Genomic DNA, 20,402 nt, shown 5'->3' with positions numbered 1-20,402 from the left:
GGACCCGCGTCGATCAGACCCTGCCCGTAGCAAAGGAGAGCGATCAGATGAGACCACTTCGGTACGCGATCAACGTGACCCTCGACGGCTGCTGCCATCACGAGGCGGGGCTCCCGCCCGATGAGGAGTCGATGCGCTACTGGACCGCCGAGATGGAACGAGCCGATGCCCTGCTGTTCGGTCGGACGACCTACGAGATGATGGAGTCGGCGTGGCGGCGGCCGGGCACGGGCACGTGGCCCGAATGGATGCGGGAGTGGGAGGTCCCGTTCGCCGAGACCATCGACCGGGCCAAGAAGTACGTCGTGTCGAGCACGCTGAGCGGGGTCGACTGGAATGCCGAGCTGGTGCGAGGCGACCTCGGACAAGCGGTGCAGCGGCTCAAGCAGGAGCCTGGGGAAGGCCTGTTGGTGGGCGGCGTGACGCTCCCCTCGGCGTTGGCGGACGCCGGGCTGATCGACGAGTACACGTTCGTCGTGCATCCGGTCCTCGCCGGACACGGCCCGACGCTGCTCGCCGGCCTGCACGAGCGCGTCCGGCTCGAGCTGGTGGAGCGCCGCGAGTTCCGGTCGGGGGCGGTCGCCGTGCGCTACCGGCCCACGCACGCGACGGCCTGAGTCAGGCCGGGAGTTCGCCCAGCTGGGTCGCGTAGGAGGCGAGGCCGCGCCGCACCTCGGCGTAGATTTCGCGCACCCGCGCCGGCGTGCCCATCTCGGCGCGGCGCGCCCACTCGTCGAAGGCGAGCCTGGTCGCGGTGCCGACCGCCGCGATGAGCGCACGGGCCATCAGCACGTCGGCGTCGGCGCCGGCCGCGTCCACGGCCGCGTCGGTCAGCCGGTCCTCGTGCTCGGCATCCTTCGCGAGGGCGAGAGCGAGCAGGCTCGGCTCGGCGTGGATCAGTCGCCGCACGCGCAGCGCCCGCGCGCGGTCCGCGGGACGACGATCGAACTCGTCGAACAGGCGCATCCACCCCGATTCCAGCGCCGCGACGATCGACGCACCCCCGCGGATCGCCTGGAGCGATTCCCGCATGACCGTGTCGAAGCCCTCGTCCTCGACGAAGAGCGCGTGCTCCTTGGTCGCGTAATACCGGAAGAAGGTCCGCTGCGAGATCCCGGCCGCCTGCGCGATGTCGTCCACCGTCGTGCCGTGGACGCCCTTGCGCTCGAAGAGCTCGATCGCGGCATCCGACACCTCGCGCGCCGTCTCGCGGCGTCGCCGCTCTCGAAGCCCCAGCGGGGCGTCGGCGTCGGGTTCGGTCGTCACATCGTCATCCTACAGTTGCTGCCAACGTGGCAGAGACTGTCATATAATCGATCTTCGCCCTCACGGCCCGACGATGCGCCCGTGCCCTCGGCCGGCCTCCGCGCCGCCGTGAACGAAGGAACCCCTCGCGTGACCCTCGAGAAGCAGCCGCCCACCCTCACCTCGCAACCCGCCGTACCCGCCGAACGGTCCCCCGGCTCGGGGCCGGTGATCGCCCTCCTCGTCGCCTCGGCGTTCGTCGTGATCCTCAACGAGACGATCATGAGCGTCGCCCTGCCGCGTCTGATGAACGACCTCTCCATCACCGCTGCCACCGCCCAGTGGCTGACCACCGGCTTCCTGCTCACCATGGCCGTGGTCATCCCGCTCACCGGGTATCTGCTCGAGCGGTTCCCGCTGCGCCGTGTCTATCTGGCGGCGATGACGCTCTTCACCATCGGCACGCTCGTGGCCGCTCTGGCCCCCGGCTTCGGCATGCTGCTGACCGGCCGCATCGTGCAGGCCTCGGGCACGGCGATCATGATGCCGCTGCTGTTCACCACGGTGCTGAACATCGTGCCGCCGACGCATCGCGGCCGCATGATGGGCGTGATCTCGATCGTGATCGCCGTGGCTCCCGCTGTCGGCCCGACTGTCTCGGGCATCATCCTCGCCGCGCTCGACTGGCGGTGGATGTTCTGGCTCGTCCTTCCGATCGCCGTCGTCGCGCTCATCCTCGGCGCGATCTGGGTCCGCAACGTGACCGAGACGCAGGACGTCCGCTTCGATCCCTTCTCGGTCGTCCTCTCGGCGCTCGCCTTCGGCGGGCTGATCTTCGGTCTGAGCTCCATCGGCGAGGCAGCCTCCGGTCACGCGCCCGTCCCGGTGTGGATCCCCCTCGTGATCGGCGCGCTCTCGCTCGCGGCCTTCGTCGCGCGCCAGCTTCGCCTGCAGCGCTCGGATGCCGCCCTGCTCGACCTCCGCACCTTCCGATCGCGCTCGTTCAGTCTCGCGATCGTGCTGGTCGTCGTGGTGATGGCCGCGCTCTTCGGCTCGCTGGTGCTGCTGCCCATCTACCTGCAGCAGGTTCTGGACCTCGACACCCTCTCGGTCGGGCTGATGCTGCTTCCCGGCGGCATCCTCATGGGCGTGATCGCCCCGATCGTCGGCTCGCTCTTCGACCGCTACGGTCCGACTCCGCTGGTCATCCCGGGCATGGTCGTGGCCGCCGCCGCGCTGTGGGGCATGGCGACGTTCGGGACGGACACGGCGGTCGCATGGATCATCGCCGTGCACATGGCACTGAACCTTGGACTGGGATTCGTCTTCACCCCGTTGCTGACCTCGGCGCTCGGCTCGCTCCCCAAGCCGCTCTACCCGCACGGCAGCGCGATCGTCGGTACGGTCCAGCAGGTCGCGGGCGCCGCCGGCACCGCGGTCTTCGTGACGCTGATGTCCGTGCAGAGCGCCGCCGAGCTCGCCGGCGGAGCGGAGCCGGTCGCCGCGACGGCCGCCGGCGTCCATTCCGCTTTCCTCATCGGCGCGATCGTCGCGTCCGCCGCCGTCGTGCTGGCCGCCTTCGTGCGCAAGCCGGTCGAGGCGCCGCACGACACCGAGGCGATGCCCCTGCACTGATCGCCTCGCGGTCACCGAACGCAGACGCTCACACCCGGGAGCCCGGACGCCTCGGCGTCCGGGCTCTCACCCGTTGCGAGCAGTGCGGCCGCGGCGCCGGACCGGCCGACCCCGTGTCAGGGCAGCAGGTCGAGCAGCCAGCGCGCGCCGCGGACCTGCGTCGCCGCATCCGTGACGCGTTCGGCGAGGCCTCGGTCGCTCGTGACCACCGTCACGGAGCGGCCGGCCGCCGCCAGATTCTCGACCGTCTCGGCGATCGCGTCGTCGCCGGATGCCTCGGCCCGCCGCACCTCGACACCCGCGGTCTCCGCGGCCGCCCGGGCCGCGCCCTCGACGACGGCGGTCCACTGCGGATACCAGATGTGCTCGGGCAGCTCGAGGGCGCCGGCCGGCACGCCGCGGGCGGCGAGGTCGCCGATGCGCTGCAGGAGCCGCTCGGCCGCGCCGGATCGGTCGCGCCACCAGCCGTCCGGGACGGCACCCACGACGTTGGCGACGTCGACGACGACCACCGGTCGCACGTCCAGGAGCGGGCGGAGCCGCTCCCACGACGCGGCGAATCCGGGATGCAGCGGGTAGCCGGCGACCTCGTCCACCGGCACCCAGGCCAGCTCGCGGCTCTCGGGGTCGCTGATGATCGGCTCGAACGGCTGCGCCACGTCGCCGACGACCGTGGTGTAGCTCCAGTAGCCGAGATCCAGCGTGCTCAGCAGGCGCGGCCGCGTGGAGGCATCCGGAACCCCTGCCTCCTCGGCCGCTTCGCGCAGCGCGGCGTCGCACGCCGACTCCCCTTCATGGCGCGCCCCGCCGGGCAGGGCCCACGTGTTGCCGAAGTGGCTCCACGAGACCCGGTGCTGCAGCAGCACGCCGCGCTCGGAGTCGAGCGCCAGCAGTCCGGCGGCGCCGAAGCGACCCCAGTACCGCTCCCCCGTCGGCGCGACGACCCACGCGTCACCTGGGTCGCGGGGGCCGTGCGGACGTCGCGGCTCGCCGGGTGCGGGAGGCTCGATGGTCACGCTGCCAGCCTGTCACACCGCCCGCGGCATCCGTCCCCCTTGCATGTCCCGGAATCACGCCTCGAGGGCGCCTCCAGACCGAGGATTCGGGACATGCAGCCGAGGAACCGGGACACGCCCGATCGCGCGCGATGCAGGAGGGGGCTCAGCGCTGGCGACGCTCGCGGACGCGCATGTTGATGACGATCGGCGAGCCCTCGAAGCCGTACAGCTCGCGCAGGCGCCGCTGGATGAAGCGGCGATAGCCCGGGTCGAGGAAACCGGTCGTGAACAGCACGAAGGTCGGCGGACGGGTCGAGGCCTGCGTGCCGAACAGGATGCGGGGCTGCTTGCCACCGCGCAGCGGGTGCGGATGCTCCGCCACGAGCTCCGACAGGAAGGCGTTGAACTTGCCCGTGGGGATGCGCTGATCCCACGACGTCAGGGCCGTCTCGAGCGCCGGCACGAGCTTGTCGAGGTGGCGCCCGGTGCGGGCGGAGATGTTCACGCGCGGCGCCCACGACACGTGCGCCAGATCCTGCTCGATCTCGCGCTCGAGGTAACGGCGGCGGTCCTGGCCGTCCATGTCGTCGTCGTTGAGCCGGTCCCACTTGTTGAAGGCCAGCACGAGCGCGCGCCCCGACTCGAGCACCAGGTCGATGATCCGCACGTCCTGCTCGCTGAGCGGCTGGGTGACGTCGAGCACGACGACGGCGACCTCCGCCTTCTCGAGCGCCGCCGAGGTCCGCAGCGACGCGTAGAAGTCCGCGCCCTGCTGCAGGTGCACGCGGCGGCGGATGCCGGCGGTGTCGACGAAGCGCCACATCTTCCCGCCGAGCTCGACGACCTCGTCGACGGGGTCGCGGGTCGTGCCGGCGAGCTCGTTGACCACGACGCGCTCCTCGCCCGCGGCCTTGTTCAGCAGCGACGACTTGCCGACGTTCGGGCGTCCGAGGATCGCGACGCGGCGCGGTCCGCCGATCTCGCGCTTGGCGACGGCGGAGACGTCGGGCAGCACCTTGACGACCTCGTCGAGCAGGTCGGCGACGCCCCGACCGTGGATCGCCGACACCGGGTGAGGCTCTCCGAGGCCGAGGTTCCACAGCGCCGCGGCCTCGGGCTCCTGCCGCGCGTCGTCGACCTTGTTGGCGACGAGGAAGACCGGCTTGCCGCTGCGGCGCAGCAGCCGCACGACGTGCTCATCGGTGGACGTGGCGCCGACCATCGCATCCACGACGAAGAGCACCACGTCCGAGAGGTCGATCGCGACCTCGGCCTGCGCGGCGACCGAGCGGTCGATGCCCTTGGCGTCCGGCTCCCATCCGCCGGTGTCGACGAGGGTGAAGCGACGATCCATCCACTCGGCCTTGTACGTCACCCGGTCACGGGTGACGCCCGGGGTGTCCTCGACCACGGCCTCGCGGCGGCCGAGGATCCGGTTCACCAGCGCGGACTTGCCGACGTTCGGCCGTCCGACGATCGCCACGACCGGCAGCGCGGGGAGGAACTCGATGCCCTCCGCGCCGCCGGCGAGCCCCTCGAGGAGCGCGGCATCCTCTTCGTCGAGGTCGTAGTCCTCGAGTCCCGCGCGAAGGGCGGCGGCGCGCTGCTCGGCGATGTCCTCGTCGAGGTCGGCGAGGTTCTCAGCCAGGCGGTCGTCGCTGCCGTAGTCGTCGGCGTCGAAGTCGTCGGAGGTGCGGTCGTCAGCGGCCATTTCGGGCTCCCGTCGGTGCTGGGTCGTCCGCGTTCGCGGGGCGTGCTCGGCGGATCACGTCGAGCACGGCGTCTACGGTCTGTTCGAAATCGAGGTGGGTGGAGTCGACGACATCGACACCCGGTGCAGCGGTGAGGAAGTCCACGACGGCGGAGTCGGAGGCGTCGCGACGGTGCAGGGCGGCGGCCACGGTCGCGGCATCCTGCGTAGTGACCTCGGCGCTGCGCCGGGCCGCGCGAACCTCGGGCGCGGCCGTCAGCAGGATCCGCACGGGCGCGTCGGGCGCGACGACGGTGGTGATGTCCCGTCCCTCGACCACCACGCCGGGCCGGCCGGATGCAGCGACGAGCGCGCGGAAGAGGGCGTTGACCGCCTCGCGCACCGCCGGCACCCGCGCGACGCCGCTGACCGCGTCGGTGACCCGCGGCTCGCGGATCGCCGCCGTCACGTCATGCCGGCCCACGCGCACCCAGTACGCATCCGGGTCCAGCGAGATGGCGTAGTCGAAGTCGTCCGCGACGCGCAGAACGGATGCCTCGTCGGCGGTGTCGACGCCGTGCTCGAGGGCGTGCCACGCCAATGCGCGGTAGGCGGCGCCGGTGTCGAGGTAGCCGAAGCCCAGGCGGCGCGCGACCTGCTTCGACACGCTGGACTTGCCGCTGCCGGCGGGGCCGTCGATCGCGACGATCGCCGGACCCGGAAGGGCATCGGCCGGCGGAGTCTGGTCAGTCATTGGTGGTGCTCGCAATCTTCCAGCCGCGCGCCTCGAGACCGTCGATCGCGCGCCGGACGGCGCTGGGCACGACGCTGATCTCGGCGAGGCCGAACTGCGCGCCGGGCGAGTGCTCGAGGCGGAGATCCTCGACGTTGACGTCGAGCTCCCCGAGTTCACCGAAGAGCCGGCCGAGCTGGCCGGGGGTGTCGTCGACCATGACGACGACCTGCTCGAAGCGCCGGTTCTGGCCGTGCTTGCCCGGCAGGCGCTCGACGCCGTCGTTGCCGCGGCGGATCGTATCGGCCACCGCCCGCCGCGCTCCCGGCGCATCCGGCGCGCGCAGCGCGTCGGCGACCGCGGCGAGGTCGGCCGCGAGCCGGTCGAGCACGTCGACGACCGGCTCGGCATTGGCGCCGAGGATCTGCACCCACAGCTCCGGAGCGGAAGCCGCGATGCGGGTGGTGTCGCGCACCCCCTGGCCGGCGAGCCGGAGGGACGCTTCGGGGGCGTCGACGAAGCGGCCGGCGAGCAGGCTCGCGACAAGCTGGGGCACGTGCGAGATCAGCGCGACGGCGCGGTCGTGGTCTTCGGGGGTCATCTCGATCGGGGTGGCGCCGAGGTCGAGGGCGAGGGCCTCCACGAGGGCGAGATCCGCGGAAGACGTCTCGCCGTCGCGGCACACCACCCAGGGACGCCCGACGAAGATGTCGGCGCGGGCCGAGATCGCGCCTCCGCGCTCGCGTCCGGCGAGCGGGTGCGAGCCGATGTAATGCGTCAGATCGACACCGCGCGCCTGCAGCGCACGCAGCGGCTCGAGCTTCACGCTCGCGACGTCCGTGACGACGGCGCGCGGATGGCGCGCCAGCTCGCGCTCGATCACGTCGGCCGTGACGTCCGGCGGAACGGCGACGACGACGAGGGCGGGATCGTCTCCCGCTTCGACGCGCCGGCCCGCGCCGTAGTCCACGGCGAGGCGGAGCTGCGAGGGCGACGTGTCGTCGAGGGCGACGTCGACGCCGCGCGCGCGCAGGGCGTGACCGATGCTCGCTCCGAGCAGCCCCGCCCCGACGATGCGGACCGTGCCCTGCACGCGCGGCGCGAGCGGCCCATCGGCGGGACGCTCGCTCGCGGGCACGCGCGCGGCCGCCTGCGTCGAATCGGTCACTTAGGTCTCCTGATGGCTCCGCGGCGCGGGATCGTCGCCTCGGGTGTCGGGCGCGTCCGGCTGGTCGGAGGAGGCGGACGCACGGCGCGCGAGTGTCAGCAGAGCGCCGCGCTCCACTTTAGTCAACTCGCGTGCCTGCCCGGCTGGCAGGGTTCCCAGGTGCAGGGGTCCGAACTGACGGCGGACCAGCTCGACGACCGGATGCCCCACGGCGGCCATCATGCGCCGCACGATGCGGTTGCGGCCGGAGTGGAGCGTCAGCTCCACCAGCGAGCCGCCGCCCTCCGCGGACGTCGACAGCAGTCGCGCCTTGTCGGCGGCGATGGGGCCGTCTTCGAGGTCGACGCCGCGCAGCAGCTTCTGGATCGTCTGCGGCGTCACACGGCCTTCGACCTTGGCGATGTACACCTTGGTGACGCCGAACGAGGGGTGGGCGAGCACGTGCGCCAGCTCGCCGTCGTTGGTCAGCACCAGCAGGCCACTCGTCTCAGCATCCAGGCGGCCGACGTTGTAGAGCCGCTCCGGCCACTCCTTGGTGAACCGGCGCAGGTCCGGGCGGCCGCGGTCGTCCTTCATAGAGCTCACGACGCCCGTGGGCTTGTTGAGCATCACGTACCGCTTCGACTGGTCCAGCTGCACCGCGGTCCCGTCGACGTCGACGAGATCCTTGTCGGGATCGATGCGCGAGCCGAGCTCGGTCACGACCTCGCCGTTGACCCGCACGCGCCCTTCGACGATGAGCTGCTCCGACACGCGGCGCGATGCGACGCCGGCGTTCGCCAGGGCCTTCTGCAGGCGCTGCAGGGAGCCACCCGGCTCCTGCACGGCATCCCGGTCGTCCCTCGCGGTCATCGGCGCACCCCTTCGTCCAGTCCGTCGAGGGCGGCCACCTCGTCGGCGCCGTCCAGCAGCGGCGAGATGGGCGGCAGCTCGTCCAGTGAGTTGATGCCGAGGTGCACCAGCAGGGCGTCCGTCGTCCCGTAGTTGATGGCGCCGGTCTCGGCATCGGCGAACAGCTCGGTGATGAGCCCGCGCGAGAGCAGCGTCCGCACGACCGAGTCGACGTTCACGGCGCGGATGGAGGCCACCTGGGAACGCGTGACCGGCTGCTTGTAGGCGATGACGGCGAGGGTCTCCAGCGCGGCCTGGGAGAGGCGGGCAGGCGCCTGCCCGCCGACGAACTCGCTGACGAGGTCGTCGTGCTCTTCGCGCACGTACAGGCGCCAGCCGCCGCCGACCTCCCGCAGCTCGAACCCGCGCACCGGTCCCCCGGTCCTGCCGTCGTAGTCGTCGACGAGCGCCTCGATCGCCTGGCGGACCGCCGGCACCGGCGCGCCGACGGCGGCGGCGAGGCTCACGAGGCTCTGCGGCTCGTCGACGACCAGCAGGATCGCCTCCAGGCGGCGGGCGACGTCGGTGGCGGAACCCGCGGCGGGCGCCGGAGGGACAGCGGCCGCGTCGGTCGCTCGGTCATCGGTCATAGTCGGCTCCCAAGGTGGCGAGGTTCTCGTCCGACCAGCGCTGGGCGCTCCAGCGCAGGGTCAGCTCCCCGAGCGGCTCCAGCTGCTCGAACGACAGGGCGGCGTGGCGGTACAGCTCGAGCACCGAGAGGAACCGCGCGACGACGACGCCTGACTGATCGACGCCCGCGATGAGCTCGCGGAAGGTCAGGGTTCCGGCATCCCGCAGCAGCGTCACCACGATCGCCGCCTGCTCCCGGATGCTCACGAGGGGCGCGTGGAGGTGATCCAGACCCACGCGCGGGATCTCCTTCGGCGTCATCGCCAGAAGCGCCAGCGCGGCGAAGTCGTCGGGGCTGAGCGTCCACACGAGCTCCGGCACGGCGTTGCGGTACTTCTCGTCCAGACGCACCGAGCGGGTGTGGCGGCGCTCCTCGCGGCGGAGGCAGCGCTCGAACCACGCCGAGACCTCCTTGAACGCGCGGTACTGCAGCAGGCGCGCGAACAGGAGATCGCGCGCCTCCAGCAGCGCGACCGACTCCGCGTCGACGAGCTCGCCCTGCGGCAGGAGCCCTGCCACCTTCATGTCCAGCAGCGTCGCGGCGACGACGAGGAACTCGGATGCCTCGTCGAGGTCCTCGTCGGGTCCGAGGTCGCGCAGGTACGCGATGAACTCGTCGGTCACCTTCGACAGCGACACCTCGGTGATGTCGAGCTCGTGCTTGGAGATCAGCGTCAGCAGCAGATCGAACGGGCCGTCGAAGTTGCCCAGCGATACTCGGAAGCCGTCACCGGGGTCTGCGACGGTGCCGTCAGCGCCCGCTCCGGGCGTCTGTTCGTGTGCCGGCGTCGACGCCGTGCCCTCGGGCGGCGCCTCAGGCGACGGCGCCACGGGCGACCAGCTCCCGCGCCAGCCGCAGGTACGCCTGCGCGGCCGCGTGCTCGGGCGCGAACTCGGTGATCGGCATGCCCGAGACCGACGCGTCGGGGAACTTCACGGTGCGTCCGATGACGGTCTCGAGGACGTCCTCGCCGAAGGCGTCGACGACGCGCTCCAGCACCTCGCGCGAGTGCAGTGTGCGCGGGTCGTACATCGTCGCCAGCACGCCGTCGAGCGTGATGGTGGGGTTCAGCCGGTCGCGGACCTTGTCGATCGTCTCGATGAGGAGCGCCACGCCGCGCAGGGCGAAGAACTCGCACTCGAGCGGGATGATGACCCCGTGGCTCGCGGTCAGCGCGTTCACGGTGAGCAGGCCGAGCGACGGCTGACAGTCGACGAGGATGACGTCATATTCGTTCGAGACCTTGCGCAGCACGCGCGCCAGGATCTGCTCGCGCGCGACCTCGTTGACCAGGTGCACCTCGGCGGCGGACAGGTCGATGTTCGCCGGAAGGACGTCGAGGTTCTCGACACGCGAGTGGACGATGACCTCGTGCGGGTCGCGCTTGCTGTCCAGCAGCAGGTCGTAGATGGTCGGGATGTCGTGGGTCTGGATGCCGAGCCCCGCCGACAGCGCCCCCTGCGGATCGAAGTCGACGGCGAGCACGCGGCGGCCGTAGCCCGCGAGCGCCGCGGCGAGGTTGATGGTGGTCGTCGTCTTGCCGACCCCGCCCTTCTGGTTGCACAGCGCGATGATGCGCGCCGGCCCGTGTCCGTCCAGTTTCGGCGGCGTGGGGAAGCCGCGGTACGGACGACCGGTCGGGCCGATGGGCACCTCGGACTCCGAGGCCTTCACCGTCCTGGTTCTCGCCCTGCTCTCTGCCACCGCGCTCCTGCTTCCTCGTGCTCGCTCGATATTAGTCGGCCCGGCCGCCTGCGACCGGGAGAAACGGCGTCGCGGCGCCGACCGGACTGGGTCTGATGACGCTCGGACCCCTCCCGCCCGGGCGTGTCCGGGCGCCGGCACGCTAGCGAGCGCGGGGGTGGGACGTCGCGTACACGTCCCGCAGCGCGTCCACCGACACGTAGGTGTAGATCTGGGTCGTGGCGACCGACGCGTGGCCGAGCAGCTCCTGCACGACGCGCACATCGGCGCCGCCCTGCAGCAGGTGCGTCGCGAAGGAGTGCCGCAGCGTGTGTGGCGACACGTGCGCGGTCAGCTGCGCCCGCTCCGCGGCATCCCGGATGACCAGCCACGCGCTCTGGCGCGACAGCGGTGCCCCGCGAGCCCCCAGGAACAGCTTCGGCGTCGCGCGCCCGCGGCGCGAGAGCTCCGGCCGGGATCGCGTCAGGTACGCCTCGACCGCCGCCCGCGCGTACGAGCCCACCGGGACGATCCGCTCCTTCGACCCTTTGCCGCGCACCCGCAGCACGTCGCCGTGGGCCATGTCATCCACGTCCAGCTGCACGATCTCGGAGACCCGCGCCCCGGTGGCGTAGAGCAGCTCGAGCAGGGCGCGATCGCGGATGCCGAGCAGGTCGCCCGGCGCCGCGCCGGGCTCGGCACCGACGGCCGGCGCCGGGCCGGAGGCATCCAGCAGCCGCTCGACCTGATCGATCGTCAGCGCCTTCGGCAGCCGTCGGGGCTGCTTCGGCGGTCGCAGGCGCGCGGATGGATCGGCGTCCTCGACGCCTTCACGGGCGAGGAAGCGGTGCAGTCCGCGGACGGAGGACTGCAGACGCGCGAGCGAGGACGCGGCGATCGGCGGCTGGGCGGAGGCCCGGTCGGCGACGAAGTCGGCGACGAGGGCGGGCGTCACCTCGGACGACTCCTCGACGCCGCGCTGCTGCAGCCATTCCAGGTACGCGGCGAGGTCGCGCCGGTACGCCGCGACGGTGTTGTCCGACAGACCCCGTTCGATCGAGATGTGCCGGAGGTAGGAGTCCACCGCGCGGACCAGGCGCATGTCAGCTCCCCGCGGACTCCGACCGCGCGCGACGCAGGCGCTCAGCGGCGGCGAAGGCCCCGGCGGTGAGGATGCCGTTGCGCAACCGGCCGGCGAGGATCCCCGACACGACGTCGGCCAGCGGCACCCATTCGATGCGGATGTCCGCCTCCTCCTCCTCGCGCTCATGCGTCCGGTGCGCGGGCGACAGATCGCGGGCGAGGAAGAGGTGCACGATCTCGTCGTTGCCGCCGGGGGTGGTGAAGATGCTCACGAGCGGCTCCCACGACGCCGCGGCGAGGTCGACCTCTTCAGCCAGTTCGCGCTGTGCGCTCTCGAGCGGCGCCTCTCCCTCGACGTCGAGGAGCCCCGCGGGCACCTCCCAGTCGCGGTGACGGATGGGATGCCGGTACTGCTGGATCAGCAGCATCCGGTCGTCGTCGTCCAAGGCCACGACGGCGGCCGCACCGGGATGGTCTACGTACTGCCGCGTGATGGTTCCGCCGCCGTACGCGACCACGTCGCTGCGGACGTCCCACACCCGGCCCTGGTACACCAGGTCGCTCGAGACGACCGGGAGCTCGACCGGTTCGTCGGCGAGCTCGCGCGGCGGCTCGGGCCGGTTCGCTCCGCTTGCCGCCGCGTCAGGCATTCTCGACGTCGAACAGCTCGCTGGACCGGTGACGCTCGAGGGCGGCGCCGACCAGGCCGCGGAAGAGCGGGTTCGCGTTCGTCGGACGGGAGCGCAGCTCGGGGTGCGCCTGCGTGGCGATGTAGTACGGGTGAACGTCGCGCGGCAGCTCCACGTACTCGACGAGGTCGAGGTCGGGGTTCACCCCCGAGAACACCAGGCCGGCCGCCGCGATCTGGTCGCGGTAGCGGTTGTTCACCTCGTAGCGATGACGGTGACGCTCGGTCGCCGACGTCGAGCCGTAGACCTCGGCGGCGATCGAACCCTCGAGCAGATCCGCCGGATACAGCCCGAGCCGCATCGTGCCGCCCATGTCGCCGCGGTCGAGGATGTCGACCTGCTCCTCCATCGTGGCGATGACCGGGTGCGTGGTGTCCGGGTCGAACTCGCTGGACGAGGCGTCCTCGATGCCGGCGACGTGGCGCGCGTACTCGATGACGATGCACTGCAGACCGAGGCAGATGCCGAGCGTGGGGATGCCCTGCTCGCGGGCGAACTTCAGTGCGCCGATCTTGCCCTCGATGCCGCGGATGCCGAAGCCGCCGGGGATGACGATGCCGTCGAGGTCGCCGAGCGCCTTCTCGGCGCCTTCCGGCGTCCGGCACTCGTCGGACGGGATCCAGCGGATCTTCACGTGCGTCTCGTGCGCGAAGCCGCCGGCCTTGAGCGCTTCGGTGACCGACAGGTAGGCATCCGGAAGGTCGATGTACTTGCCGACGAGCCCGATGGTGACCTCGTGCTTGGGGTTGTGCACGGCCTGCAGCACGCGCTCCCAGCGCGACCAGTCGACGTCGGTCGCCTGCGAGAGGCCGAGTGCGCGCACGATGTACTCGTCGAGTCCCTGCTCGTTGAGCATCGATGGGATGTCGTAGATGCTCGGCACGTCGACCGCGTTGACGACCGCGTCCTCGTCGACGTCGCACATCAGCGCGATCTTGCGCTTGTTCGCCTCGGTGACGGGACGGTCGCTGCGCAGCACGAGGGCGTCGGGCTGGATGCCGATGGAGCGGAGGGTCGCGACCGAGTGCTGGGTCGGCTTGGTCTTCTGCTCCCCCGACGCGCCCATGAACGGCACGAGCGAGACGTGCACGAAGAACACGTTCTGGCGGCCGAGCTCGTGGCGGATCTGACGCGCCGACTCGATGAACGGCTGCGACTCGATGTCGCCGACGGTGCCGCCGATCTCGGTGATGATGACGTCGGGGCGCGGCTCCTCGGTCGCCTGCAGTCGCATGCGCCGCTTGATCTCGTCGGTGATGTGCGGGATGACCTGCACGGTGTCGCCCAGGTACTCGCCGCGGCGCTCCTTGGCGATGACCTGCGAGTAGATCTGGCCGGTGGTGACGTTCGCCGCCTGGCTCAGCTCGATGTCGAGGAAGCGCTCGTAGTGCCCGATGTCGAGGTCGGTCTCGGCGCCGTCGTCCGTGACGAAGACCTCACCGTGCTGGAACGGGTTCATGGTGCCCGGGTCCACGTTCAGATACGGGTCGAGCTTCTGCATCACCACGCGCAGACCGCGTGCCGTGAGAAGGTTCCCCAGGCTCGCGGCGGTGAGGCCCTTGCCCAAAGAAGAGACGACACCGCCGGTCACGAAGATGTGTTTGGTGGTGTCGTCGGAAGAGTCGCCGCGGGAAGAACCAGAAGTCTGCGTCACGGGCTTTTATCCTATCAGTCCGGTGTCCGAGCGGAGGCTGAGCAACTCACGGGCATGGCTGAGCGCCGCGTCGGAATCGGGCATGCCCGAGAGCAGACGCGCCATCTCCGCCTCCCGCTCGGCGCCGTCCAGGCGCCGCACGTCCGAGGCTGTGACCGAGCCGTCGTTGGCCTTCACGACGGTGAGGTGGTTCGTGGCGAACGCCGCGACCTGCGCCAGGTGGGTGACGGCGATCACCTGGGAGCTCTCGGCGAGCCGCGCCAGACGCCTGCCGACCTCGATCGCCGCGGCGCCGCCGATGCCGGCGTCCACTTCGTCGAACACGAACGTCGGCACCGGGTCGACCGCGGCGATGACCACCTCGATCGCGAGCATCACGCGACTGAGCTCGCCGCCGCTGGCGCCTCGTGAGACCGGACGCGGCTCGGCACCGGGGTGCGGTGCCAGCAGGATCGCCACGTCGTCACGACCCCACGCCGACTCGGCACCGGGCGTGACGGCGACCTGCAGACGCGCGTCGGGCATGGCGAGGGCGCGCAGCTCCGCGGTCACGGCGTCCCCGAGTCGCCCGGCGGCCTCGGTGCGCGCCGCGGTGAGGACCGCGGCGGCCTCATCCAGGCGCACCGCCGCGGCATCCCTCTCCTGGCTGAGCCGTTCGATGCGATCGCCGTCGTCGTCCAGTTCGGCCAGCCGCGCCGACCCGGAGTCCAGCAGCACGAGGGCGGCGTCCAGCGTGCCGTGCGCGCGCACGAGCGACGCCAGCACGGCCCGTCGCTCCTCGACCGCGGCGAGCTCGTGCGGTCCGGTCTCGTCCAGGTCGGCGAGGTAGCCGGCGAGCGCGGCGGCGACGTCGGCGGCGCGGTAGCCGAGGTCCGCAACCTGCTCCGCCAGCTCCTGCAGCAGCGGGTCGTGGACCCGCTCGAGGGCGCGCCGCGCGTCGGCCAGGAGCGAGCCGGCGTCGGGTGCCTCCCCGTCGCCCGACAGGGCGTCGTGGGCGGATGCCGCCGCCAGGCGCAGCTCCTCCGCGTTCGCCAGCCTCTCGGCGCGGGCGGCCAGCTCGGCGTCCTCCCCCGGCTGCGGCGCCGCCTGCTCGATCTCGTCGAGCTGGGCTCGCAGCTCCTCGGCCTCGCGGGCGCGCGCATCGCGGTCGCCCGTCAGCTCGGCGAGTTCCCGGTCGATCGCTCGCCACTGCTCGTACGCCAGCCGGTAGGCGTCCCGTGCTTCCTGGACCGGCCCGCCGCCGAACCGGTCGAGCGCGTCGCGCTGCGCCGCGGCGGAGCGCAGGCGCAACTGATCGGACTGCCCGTGAACGACGACCAGGTGATCGGCGAGATCGGCGAGGACGCCGGCGGGGGCGGCGCGCCCGCCCACGGAGGCACGTCCGCGACCTTCGCTCGAGATGGACCGTCCGACGAACAGCTCGGCGCGGCCGTCGCCGAGCGGCTCGACGTCGCCGCCGGCTTCGCGGACACGATCGGCGACGGGGCCCTCCTCGGGGACGATCCAGACGCCGTCGACCGTCGCCTGCGGCGCACCGGCGCGGACGGCACCGGAATCGGCGCGCTGGCCGAGCAGCAGGCCCAGGCCGGTCACGACCATGGTCTTCCCGGCGCCGGTCTCACCGGTGATCGCCGTGAACCCGGGACCGATGGGCAGGGTCGCCTCCGCGATGACGCCGAGATCCCGCAGGCGCATCTCTTCGATCATCGGGCGGTCTCCGGATCGCGGGGCAGCTCGCCGCCATCCTGCGCGAGAACGGCACCTGCGCCGTCGTGCGTGGCCCCGGCGTCGGCATCCGTCCCGTTCGGCGACACGGTCTGCAGCGTCCCGGTCATCACCGCCGGTCCGCGCCAGCCCTCGACGGGCAGGCGGAACTTGCGCACCAGGCGGTCGGTGAACTGGGCGGGGTGCAGGCGCGCCAGTCGCACCGGGCGGTTGGAGCGGCGCACCACGACGCGCGCGCCCGGCGGGAGGTCGTGGGATCGACGGCCGTCGCACCACAGGATGCCGGTCCCGTTGGTGCGCTCGAGGAGCTCGATCGCGACCGCGTGCTCGGGGCCGACCACCAGCGGCTTGGCGAACAGGGCATGCGCCGACAGCGGCACTACCGCGATCGCCTCCACGGTGGGCCAGATGATCGGTCCGCCGGCGGAGAAGTTGTAGGCGGTCGAGCCGGTCGGTGTGGAGACGACCATACCGTCGCAGCCGAAAGAGGACAGCGGGCGACCATCGATCTCGATGACGACCTCCAGCAGCCGCTCTCGGCTGGCCTTCTCGACGGTCGCCTCATTCAGCGCCCACGTCTCGTAGACCACGGCATCAACGGTGTCCTTGACCCGCACCTGCAGGGCCATCCGCTCTTCGACGGCGTAGTCGCGCGCGATCACCCGGTGGACGGCGTCGTCCATGTCGTCGCGCTCGATCTCGGCCAGGAACCCGACGTGGCCCATGTTGATGCCGAGGACCGGCGCCGTGCCGTCGCGGACGAGCTCCGCGGCGCGCAGGATCGTCCCGTCGCCGCCCAGCACGATGGCCAGCTCGATCTCGGCCACGGGAACGTCGCGCCCCAGCACCGCGACGTCGGCGAGGTGCGGGCTCACGCCGATGAGGTCGTCACGGTCGTCGGGCGCCAGCACCGGCCGCGCGCCCGCCGCACGCAAGGCGGCGACCACCCGTTCAGCGGCGAGCACCGTGTCATCGCGGCGGGCGTGCGCCACGACCAGGATGCTGCGCTCGGCGCGTGCGTCGGTGTTCGTCATCGGCTCCCCGCCAGTCGGTCCACGGTGCCCAACCATTCTGTCGGATTGGTCCCGCGCCCCGGCGCGAGGTGGGCGATGAACTCTCGGTTGCCGTGCGTCCCGGCGATGGGTGAGGGTGCCAGCCCGCACGTGCCGAGCCCGGCGTCCCATGCCGCCCACAGGACTCCCGCGACGGCGTCGGCGCGCTGGCCCGGATCGGTGACGAGCCCGCCCTTGACGGCCGTGCGCCCCACCTCGAACTGCGGCTTGACGAGCAGCACCAGGTCGGCGTCCGCGGCGGCGACGGAGCGCACCGCCGGCAGCACGTGCGTGAGCGAGATGAACGACAGGTCGCCGGTGATGATCGAGGGCGCGTCGGCGATCCCGCTCGCCGCGCGGAGGGACTCCGGTGTCATGTAGCGGACGTTGAAGCCCTCGACCACCACGACCCCCGGATCCTGCGCGACGGATGCCGCGATCTGGCCATGACCGACATCGACGGCCATCACCGGCTCGGCTCCTCGCTCGCGCAGCACCTGCGTGAAGCCGCCGGTCGACGCGCCCATGTCGAGGGCGACGCGGCCGCGCACGTCGAGGTCGAAGGCGTCCAGTCCCGCGATGAGCTTGTGCGCGGCACGGCTGACATAGTGGTCCGAGCCGGCGACGTCGATGACGCTCTCGGGCGTCACCGGGGTCGAGGCCTTGACGACGGGGCGGCCGTCGACGGTCACGAGCCCGCCGGCGATGAGCGTCGCCGCGTGGGTGCGGGATCGCGCGAGACCTCGAGCGGCCAAGGCGGCGTCGAGGCGCGTGCTCATGGGTTCGCGCCGGCTCCGGGGCTGGCCTCGAGGCGCCGAGCCAGGGTGTCGTGCAGCGCGTCGTACGCCTCCGCGCGCGTCGCGAGCGGCTGCGCCTCGATCACCTCGAGTGTCGAGAGCAGATCCCCGGCGTCGTCGTCACGGTCGCGCGTCTGATCCATGACCCCAGGATACGGGCGACCGCGGCCATCGAATCGCCCGACACCGGGATCGGCGCGACGCCGGCGATCAGGGACGGTGGAAGGGGTCGGCGTAGAGCCGCTCCGGCACCCGGAAGCCGAAGATCGCGCGGCCGGTCGACCAGATGGCCGCCGCGCCGGCGCGCACCAGATCGATCGGACGGGTGCCCTCACTGAGGATGCGGATGTCGGGACCGTCGATCTCGACCTTCGCATCGCGGACGGTCGCGACGTGACCGTCCACCCGGACCTCGGGATAGGGCTCGTGCAGCTCCCGCAGGTCCCCGAGGATGTACGTCGGGCGCGACCCCTCGGGCGCGGCGAGCACATGCTTGGGACGATCGATGCCGGTCAGCACCAGCGCCGACGGGATGCCGGCACGGTTCGCGCCGAGGATGTCGGTATCGAGGCGGTCACCGAGGAACAGCGGATGCTGCGCCTCGAACCGCGCGACCGCCTCTTGGAAGATCGGCACCTCCGGCTTGCCCGCCACCGTCGCGAGCCGGCCGACCGCGGTGTGCACTGCCGAGACCAGCGTGCCGTTGCCCGGCGCCACCCCGCGCGCCTGCGGGATCGTCCAGTCGGTGTTGGTGGCGATCCAGGGGATCCCGCCTTCTTCTTCGGGCAGCTTGAGAGCGTACGCGGCCTCAGCGAGCTGGGCCCATCCGACTTCGGGCGCGAAGCCCTGCACGACGGCAGCCGGATCATCGTCCGCGCTGCGTGTCACGATGAAGCCGGCCCGCTCCACCTCCACGACGAGCCCTTCGCCGCCGACGACGAGGATCTTCGATCCCGCGTCCACCCGCTCGGCGAGCAGGCGCATCGCCGCCTGCGGACTGGTGACCACCTCGCGCGGAGCCGTGTCCAGACCCAGAGCCGTCAGGTGCGCGGCGACCGAGGCATCCGTCCGCGATGCGTTGTTGGTGATGTACGCCAGGGCGCGACCGTCGCGCGCGCGGTTGAGACTCTCGACCGCGTGCGGCAGCGCACCCGACCCGGCATACACGACCCCGTCGAGGTCGGCGAGCACGACGTCGACGCCCTCCAGCGGCGCGGCGGTCGACGACCGCCGCCGGAACAGCCCCATCAGCGATCGCCCTCGGGGCCGGTTGCGTCGGTCTCGCTTCCATCGGAGCCGGCGGACGGTTCGTCCGCCGTGTCGATGCCCGCGTCGGAGAGGATCTCCGCGACCTCGTCCTCGACGGAGAAGGCGTCGGCGTCATCCGCCGTGGCGATGTCGTCCGTGCGGGACGCGGCGGTCTGCTCCTCGTCCAGTTCGGCGTCTCCTTCGGCCGGCGAGGCGTCCTCTTCGAACGAGGAATCGTCCTCTTCGAACGAGGAACCGTCGCCCTCGAACGAGGGGTCCTCCTCTTCGATCGAGTCCCGGTTCTCGACCGAGGCGTCGTCGAACTCCTCGCCGACCTCCTCGATGAGCACGGTCTCGAGGTCGCCGAGCCCGCTCGCGGCATCCAGCACCTCGGCGGCGACCTCAGCGCGCTCGCGCCACTGCGCGGCCTCGTCATGACGACCCAGCTCCTCGAGGACCGCCGCGCGCGCCGCGAACAGTCCGGGGCTCCACTCGAACGCGCGGTCGGGGTCGAGCTCGGGGATATCGAGCTCGAGCAGGGCCCGGTCGGGCTCGCCGAGGTCCAGACGCGCGCCCGACATCGCGATCGCGAGTTCGACGCGCGCGGCCGTCGGCAGCGACGAGCGGTCGACGCTGCGACCGACCTCGAGCGCGCGGTCGGGACGCCCGACGCCGCGCTCGCTGTCGACCATGAGGGCGATCTGGTCGTCCTTGCCGGAGATGCGGCGGTACGTTCGCAGCTCGCGCAGCGCGAGGGCGTAGTCGCCGGTGGCGTAGGCCGTGATCGCGAGCGTCTCACGGACGACCGCGATGCGGCCGGCGCGGCGGGATGCCGAGAGCGCATGCTGATGGGCCAGCTCCGGGTCGTCGTCGATCAGGCGTGAGGCCATCGCCAGGTGACGAGCGACCTCGTCGGCGTTCTCCTTGCTCAGCGTCCTGAGTTCGTTTCGTGCGCTCGGGTTCAGGTCGCGCGGAGTGATCTCTTCGGGGATGGCCGGGTCGTCGTGGCGCGGGCGGACGGGGCGGATCTCCCCCTCCCGCACCGCGCGGTCCGGTCGTCCCGCCCCGCCGCGTGTAGGCCGCGGCCGGCGCGCGTCGCCCGTGTCGCCCTCGCGGCGCGCGTAAGGGCGGTCCCCGTCGCGCTTGGCGTAGGGACGGTCACCCTCACGCCGGGCATAGGGACGGTCACCCTCACGCCGGGCGTAGGGACGGTCACCGTCACGCTTCGCGTACGGACGGTCACCGTCACGCTTCGCGTACGGACGGTCACCCTCGCGCTTCGCATAGGGACGGTCACCCTCGCGCTTGGCATAGGGACGATCCCCGTCACGCTTCGCGTACGGACGCTCACCCTCGCGCTTCGCATAGGGACGGTCACCCTCGCGCTTCGCATAGGGACGATCACCCTCACGCTTCGCGTACGGACGGTCACCCTCACGCTTCGCATAGGGACGGTCACCCTCACGCTTCGCATAGGGAC

The 20,402-nt window shown here is 71.8% G+C and carries 19 protein-coding genes and 1 pseudogene; 2 read left to right on the top strand and 18 right to left on the bottom strand.

Translation table 11 applies throughout. The annotated features are described in order from the left end of the window. Positions 1–47 precede the first annotated feature (47 nt). A complete protein-coding gene (locus AC5RVZ_RS13625) occupies positions 48–617 on the top strand; it encodes a dihydrofolate reductase family protein (RefSeq protein ID WP_494066308.1) in 570 nt (189 codons plus the stop codon). A gap of 1 nt (position 618) precedes the next feature. On the opposite strand, the gene AC5RVZ_RS13620 is transcribed toward AC5RVZ_RS13625, so the two are convergent. Further along, on the bottom strand, positions 619–1,266 hold the full coding sequence (locus AC5RVZ_RS13620) for a TetR family transcriptional regulator (RefSeq protein WP_494066307.1): 648 nt from the start codon (positions 1,264–1,266) through the stop codon (positions 619–621). Between the two features lie 129 nt (positions 1,267–1,395). Here AC5RVZ_RS13620 and AC5RVZ_RS13615 point away from each other — a divergent pair, with 129 nt between their 5' ends. Continuing rightward, complete coding sequence (locus tag AC5RVZ_RS13615; RefSeq protein ID WP_494066306.1) at positions 1,396–2,880, top strand: MDR family MFS transporter; 1,485 nt, start codon at positions 1,396–1,398, stop codon at positions 2,878–2,880. Positions 2,881–2,996: 116 nt separating this feature from the next. Here AC5RVZ_RS13615 and AC5RVZ_RS13610 read toward each other — a convergent pair whose 3' ends face one another. The 17 genes and pseudogenes from AC5RVZ_RS13610 to AC5RVZ_RS13530 form a co-directional block, all read right to left on the bottom strand. Beyond that, the gene (locus AC5RVZ_RS13610) at positions 2,997–3,896 is read right to left on the bottom strand and encodes an NUDIX domain-containing protein (protein WP_494066305.1); all 900 of its coding nucleotides are present in this window, start codon (positions 3,894–3,896) and stop codon (positions 2,997–2,999) included. A gap of 145 nt (positions 3,897–4,041) precedes the next feature. Next, positions 4,042–5,589, bottom strand: a complete 1,548-nt coding sequence (gene der, locus AC5RVZ_RS13605) for a ribosome biogenesis GTPase Der (protein ID WP_494066304.1) — start codon at positions 5,587–5,589, stop codon at positions 4,042–4,044. Beyond that, positions 5,579–6,322: a (d)CMP kinase gene (cmk, locus tag AC5RVZ_RS13600; protein ID WP_494066303.1), complete on the bottom strand. Its 744-nt coding sequence runs from the start codon at positions 6,320–6,322 to the stop codon at positions 5,579–5,581. The genes der and cmk overlap by 11 nt, the downstream gene beginning before the upstream one ends. Next, positions 6,315–7,469, bottom strand: coding sequence for a prephenate dehydrogenase (locus tag AC5RVZ_RS13595; RefSeq protein WP_494066302.1), 1,155 nt, complete (start codon positions 7,467–7,469; stop codon positions 6,315–6,317). Before AC5RVZ_RS13595 ends, cmk begins: the two co-directional genes overlap by 8 nt. Further along, positions 7,470–8,321 (bottom strand): pseudouridine synthase, encoded by an 852-nt coding sequence (locus AC5RVZ_RS13590; RefSeq protein ID WP_494066301.1) that lies wholly within the window; start codon positions 8,319–8,321, stop codon positions 7,470–7,472. Then, positions 8,318–8,950, bottom strand: coding sequence for an SMC-Scp complex subunit ScpB (gene scpB, locus AC5RVZ_RS13585; protein WP_494066300.1), 633 nt, complete (start codon positions 8,948–8,950; stop codon positions 8,318–8,320). Before scpB ends, AC5RVZ_RS13590 begins: the two co-directional genes overlap by 4 nt. Continuing rightward, positions 8,940–9,821: a segregation and condensation protein A gene (locus AC5RVZ_RS13580; RefSeq protein ID WP_494066299.1), complete on the bottom strand. Its 882-nt coding sequence runs from the start codon at positions 9,819–9,821 to the stop codon at positions 8,940–8,942. Before AC5RVZ_RS13580 ends, scpB begins: the two co-directional genes overlap by 11 nt. Next, a complete protein-coding gene (locus tag AC5RVZ_RS13575; RefSeq protein WP_494066298.1) occupies positions 9,805–10,695 on the bottom strand; it encodes a ParA family protein in 891 nt (296 codons plus the stop codon). The genes AC5RVZ_RS13580 and AC5RVZ_RS13575 overlap by 17 nt, the downstream gene beginning before the upstream one ends. A gap of 142 nt (positions 10,696–10,837) precedes the next feature. After that, positions 10,838–11,776, bottom strand: coding sequence for a site-specific tyrosine recombinase XerD (gene xerD / locus AC5RVZ_RS13570; protein WP_494066297.1), 939 nt, complete (start codon positions 11,774–11,776; stop codon positions 10,838–10,840). A gap of 1 nt (position 11,777) precedes the next feature. Further along, positions 11,778–12,407: an NUDIX domain-containing protein gene (locus AC5RVZ_RS13565; protein ID WP_494066296.1), complete on the bottom strand. Its 630-nt coding sequence runs from the start codon at positions 12,405–12,407 to the stop codon at positions 11,778–11,780. Continuing rightward, positions 12,400–14,100: a CTP synthase gene (gene pyrG, locus AC5RVZ_RS13560; RefSeq protein ID WP_494066295.1), complete on the bottom strand. Its 1,701-nt coding sequence runs from the start codon at positions 14,098–14,100 to the stop codon at positions 12,400–12,402. The genes AC5RVZ_RS13565 and pyrG overlap by 8 nt, the downstream gene beginning before the upstream one ends. Positions 14,101–14,106: 6 nt before the next feature. After that, the gene (gene recN, locus AC5RVZ_RS13555; protein WP_494066294.1) at positions 14,107–15,807 is read right to left on the bottom strand and encodes a DNA repair protein RecN; all 1,701 of its coding nucleotides are present in this window, start codon (positions 15,805–15,807) and stop codon (positions 14,107–14,109) included. Then, the gene (locus AC5RVZ_RS13550) at positions 15,804–16,859 is read right to left on the bottom strand and encodes an NAD kinase (protein ID WP_494066293.1); all 1,056 of its coding nucleotides are present in this window, start codon (positions 16,857–16,859) and stop codon (positions 15,804–15,806) included. Before AC5RVZ_RS13550 ends, recN begins: the two co-directional genes overlap by 4 nt. Further along, a complete protein-coding gene (locus AC5RVZ_RS13545) occupies positions 16,856–17,656 on the bottom strand; it encodes a TlyA family RNA methyltransferase (RefSeq protein WP_494066292.1) in 801 nt (266 codons plus the stop codon). Before AC5RVZ_RS13545 ends, AC5RVZ_RS13550 begins: the two co-directional genes overlap by 4 nt. Beyond that, positions 17,653–17,817: a hypothetical protein gene (locus AC5RVZ_RS13540; protein WP_494066291.1), complete on the bottom strand. Its 165-nt coding sequence runs from the start codon at positions 17,815–17,817 to the stop codon at positions 17,653–17,655. Before AC5RVZ_RS13540 ends, AC5RVZ_RS13545 begins: the two co-directional genes overlap by 4 nt. A 67-nt stretch (positions 17,818–17,884) precedes the next feature. Continuing rightward, positions 17,885–18,922, bottom strand: a complete 1,038-nt coding sequence (locus AC5RVZ_RS13535; RefSeq protein ID WP_494066290.1) for an HAD-IIA family hydrolase — start codon at positions 18,920–18,922, stop codon at positions 17,885–17,887. Further along, a pseudogene (locus AC5RVZ_RS13530) lies at positions 18,922–20,402 on the bottom strand (hypothetical protein); the annotation flags it as partial. The gene AC5RVZ_RS13535 and the pseudogene AC5RVZ_RS13530, both read right to left, overlap by 1 nt.

The organism is Arthrobacter sp. Cza30 (assembly GCF_059090765.1).
Note: the sequence above shows the minus strand (reverse complement) of the source record. Positions and strands in the feature narration are given on the sequence as shown.

Coding starts and splice junctions, on each gene's coding strand:
- AC5RVZ_RS13625 (WP_494066308.1), top strand. CDS start 48: ATGAGACCACTTCGGTACGCGATCAACGTGACCCTCGACGGCTGCTGC.
- der (WP_494066304.1), bottom strand. CDS start 5,589: ATGGCCGCTGACGACCGCACCTCCGACGACTTCGACGCCGACGACTAC.
- cmk (WP_494066303.1), bottom strand. CDS start 6,322: ATGACTGACCAGACTCCGCCGGCCGATGCCCTTCCGGGTCCGGCGATC.
- AC5RVZ_RS13590 (WP_494066301.1), bottom strand. CDS start 8,321: ATGACCGCGAGGGACGACCGGGATGCCGTGCAGGAGCCGGGTGGCTCC.
- scpB (WP_494066300.1), bottom strand. CDS start 8,950: ATGACCGATGACCGAGCGACCGACGCGGCCGCTGTCCCTCCGGCGCCC.
- xerD (WP_494066297.1), bottom strand. CDS start 11,776: ATGCGCCTGGTCCGCGCGGTGGACTCCTACCTCCGGCACATCTCGATC.
- AC5RVZ_RS13565 (WP_494066296.1), bottom strand. CDS start 12,407: ATGCCTGACGCGGCGGCAAGCGGAGCGAACCGGCCCGAGCCGCCGCGC.
- recN (WP_494066294.1), bottom strand. CDS start 15,807: ATGATCGAAGAGATGCGCCTGCGGGATCTCGGCGTCATCGCGGAGGCG.
- AC5RVZ_RS13550 (WP_494066293.1), bottom strand. CDS start 16,859: ATGACGAACACCGACGCACGCGCCGAGCGCAGCATCCTGGTCGTGGCG.
- AC5RVZ_RS13545 (WP_494066292.1), bottom strand. CDS start 17,656: ATGAGCACGCGCCTCGACGCCGCCTTGGCCGCTCGAGGTCTCGCGCGA.
- AC5RVZ_RS13540 (WP_494066291.1), bottom strand. CDS start 17,817: ATGGATCAGACGCGCGACCGTGACGACGACGCCGGGGATCTGCTCTCG.
- AC5RVZ_RS13535 (WP_494066290.1), bottom strand. CDS start 18,922: ATGGGGCTGTTCCGGCGGCGGTCGTCGACCGCCGCGCCGCTGGAGGGC.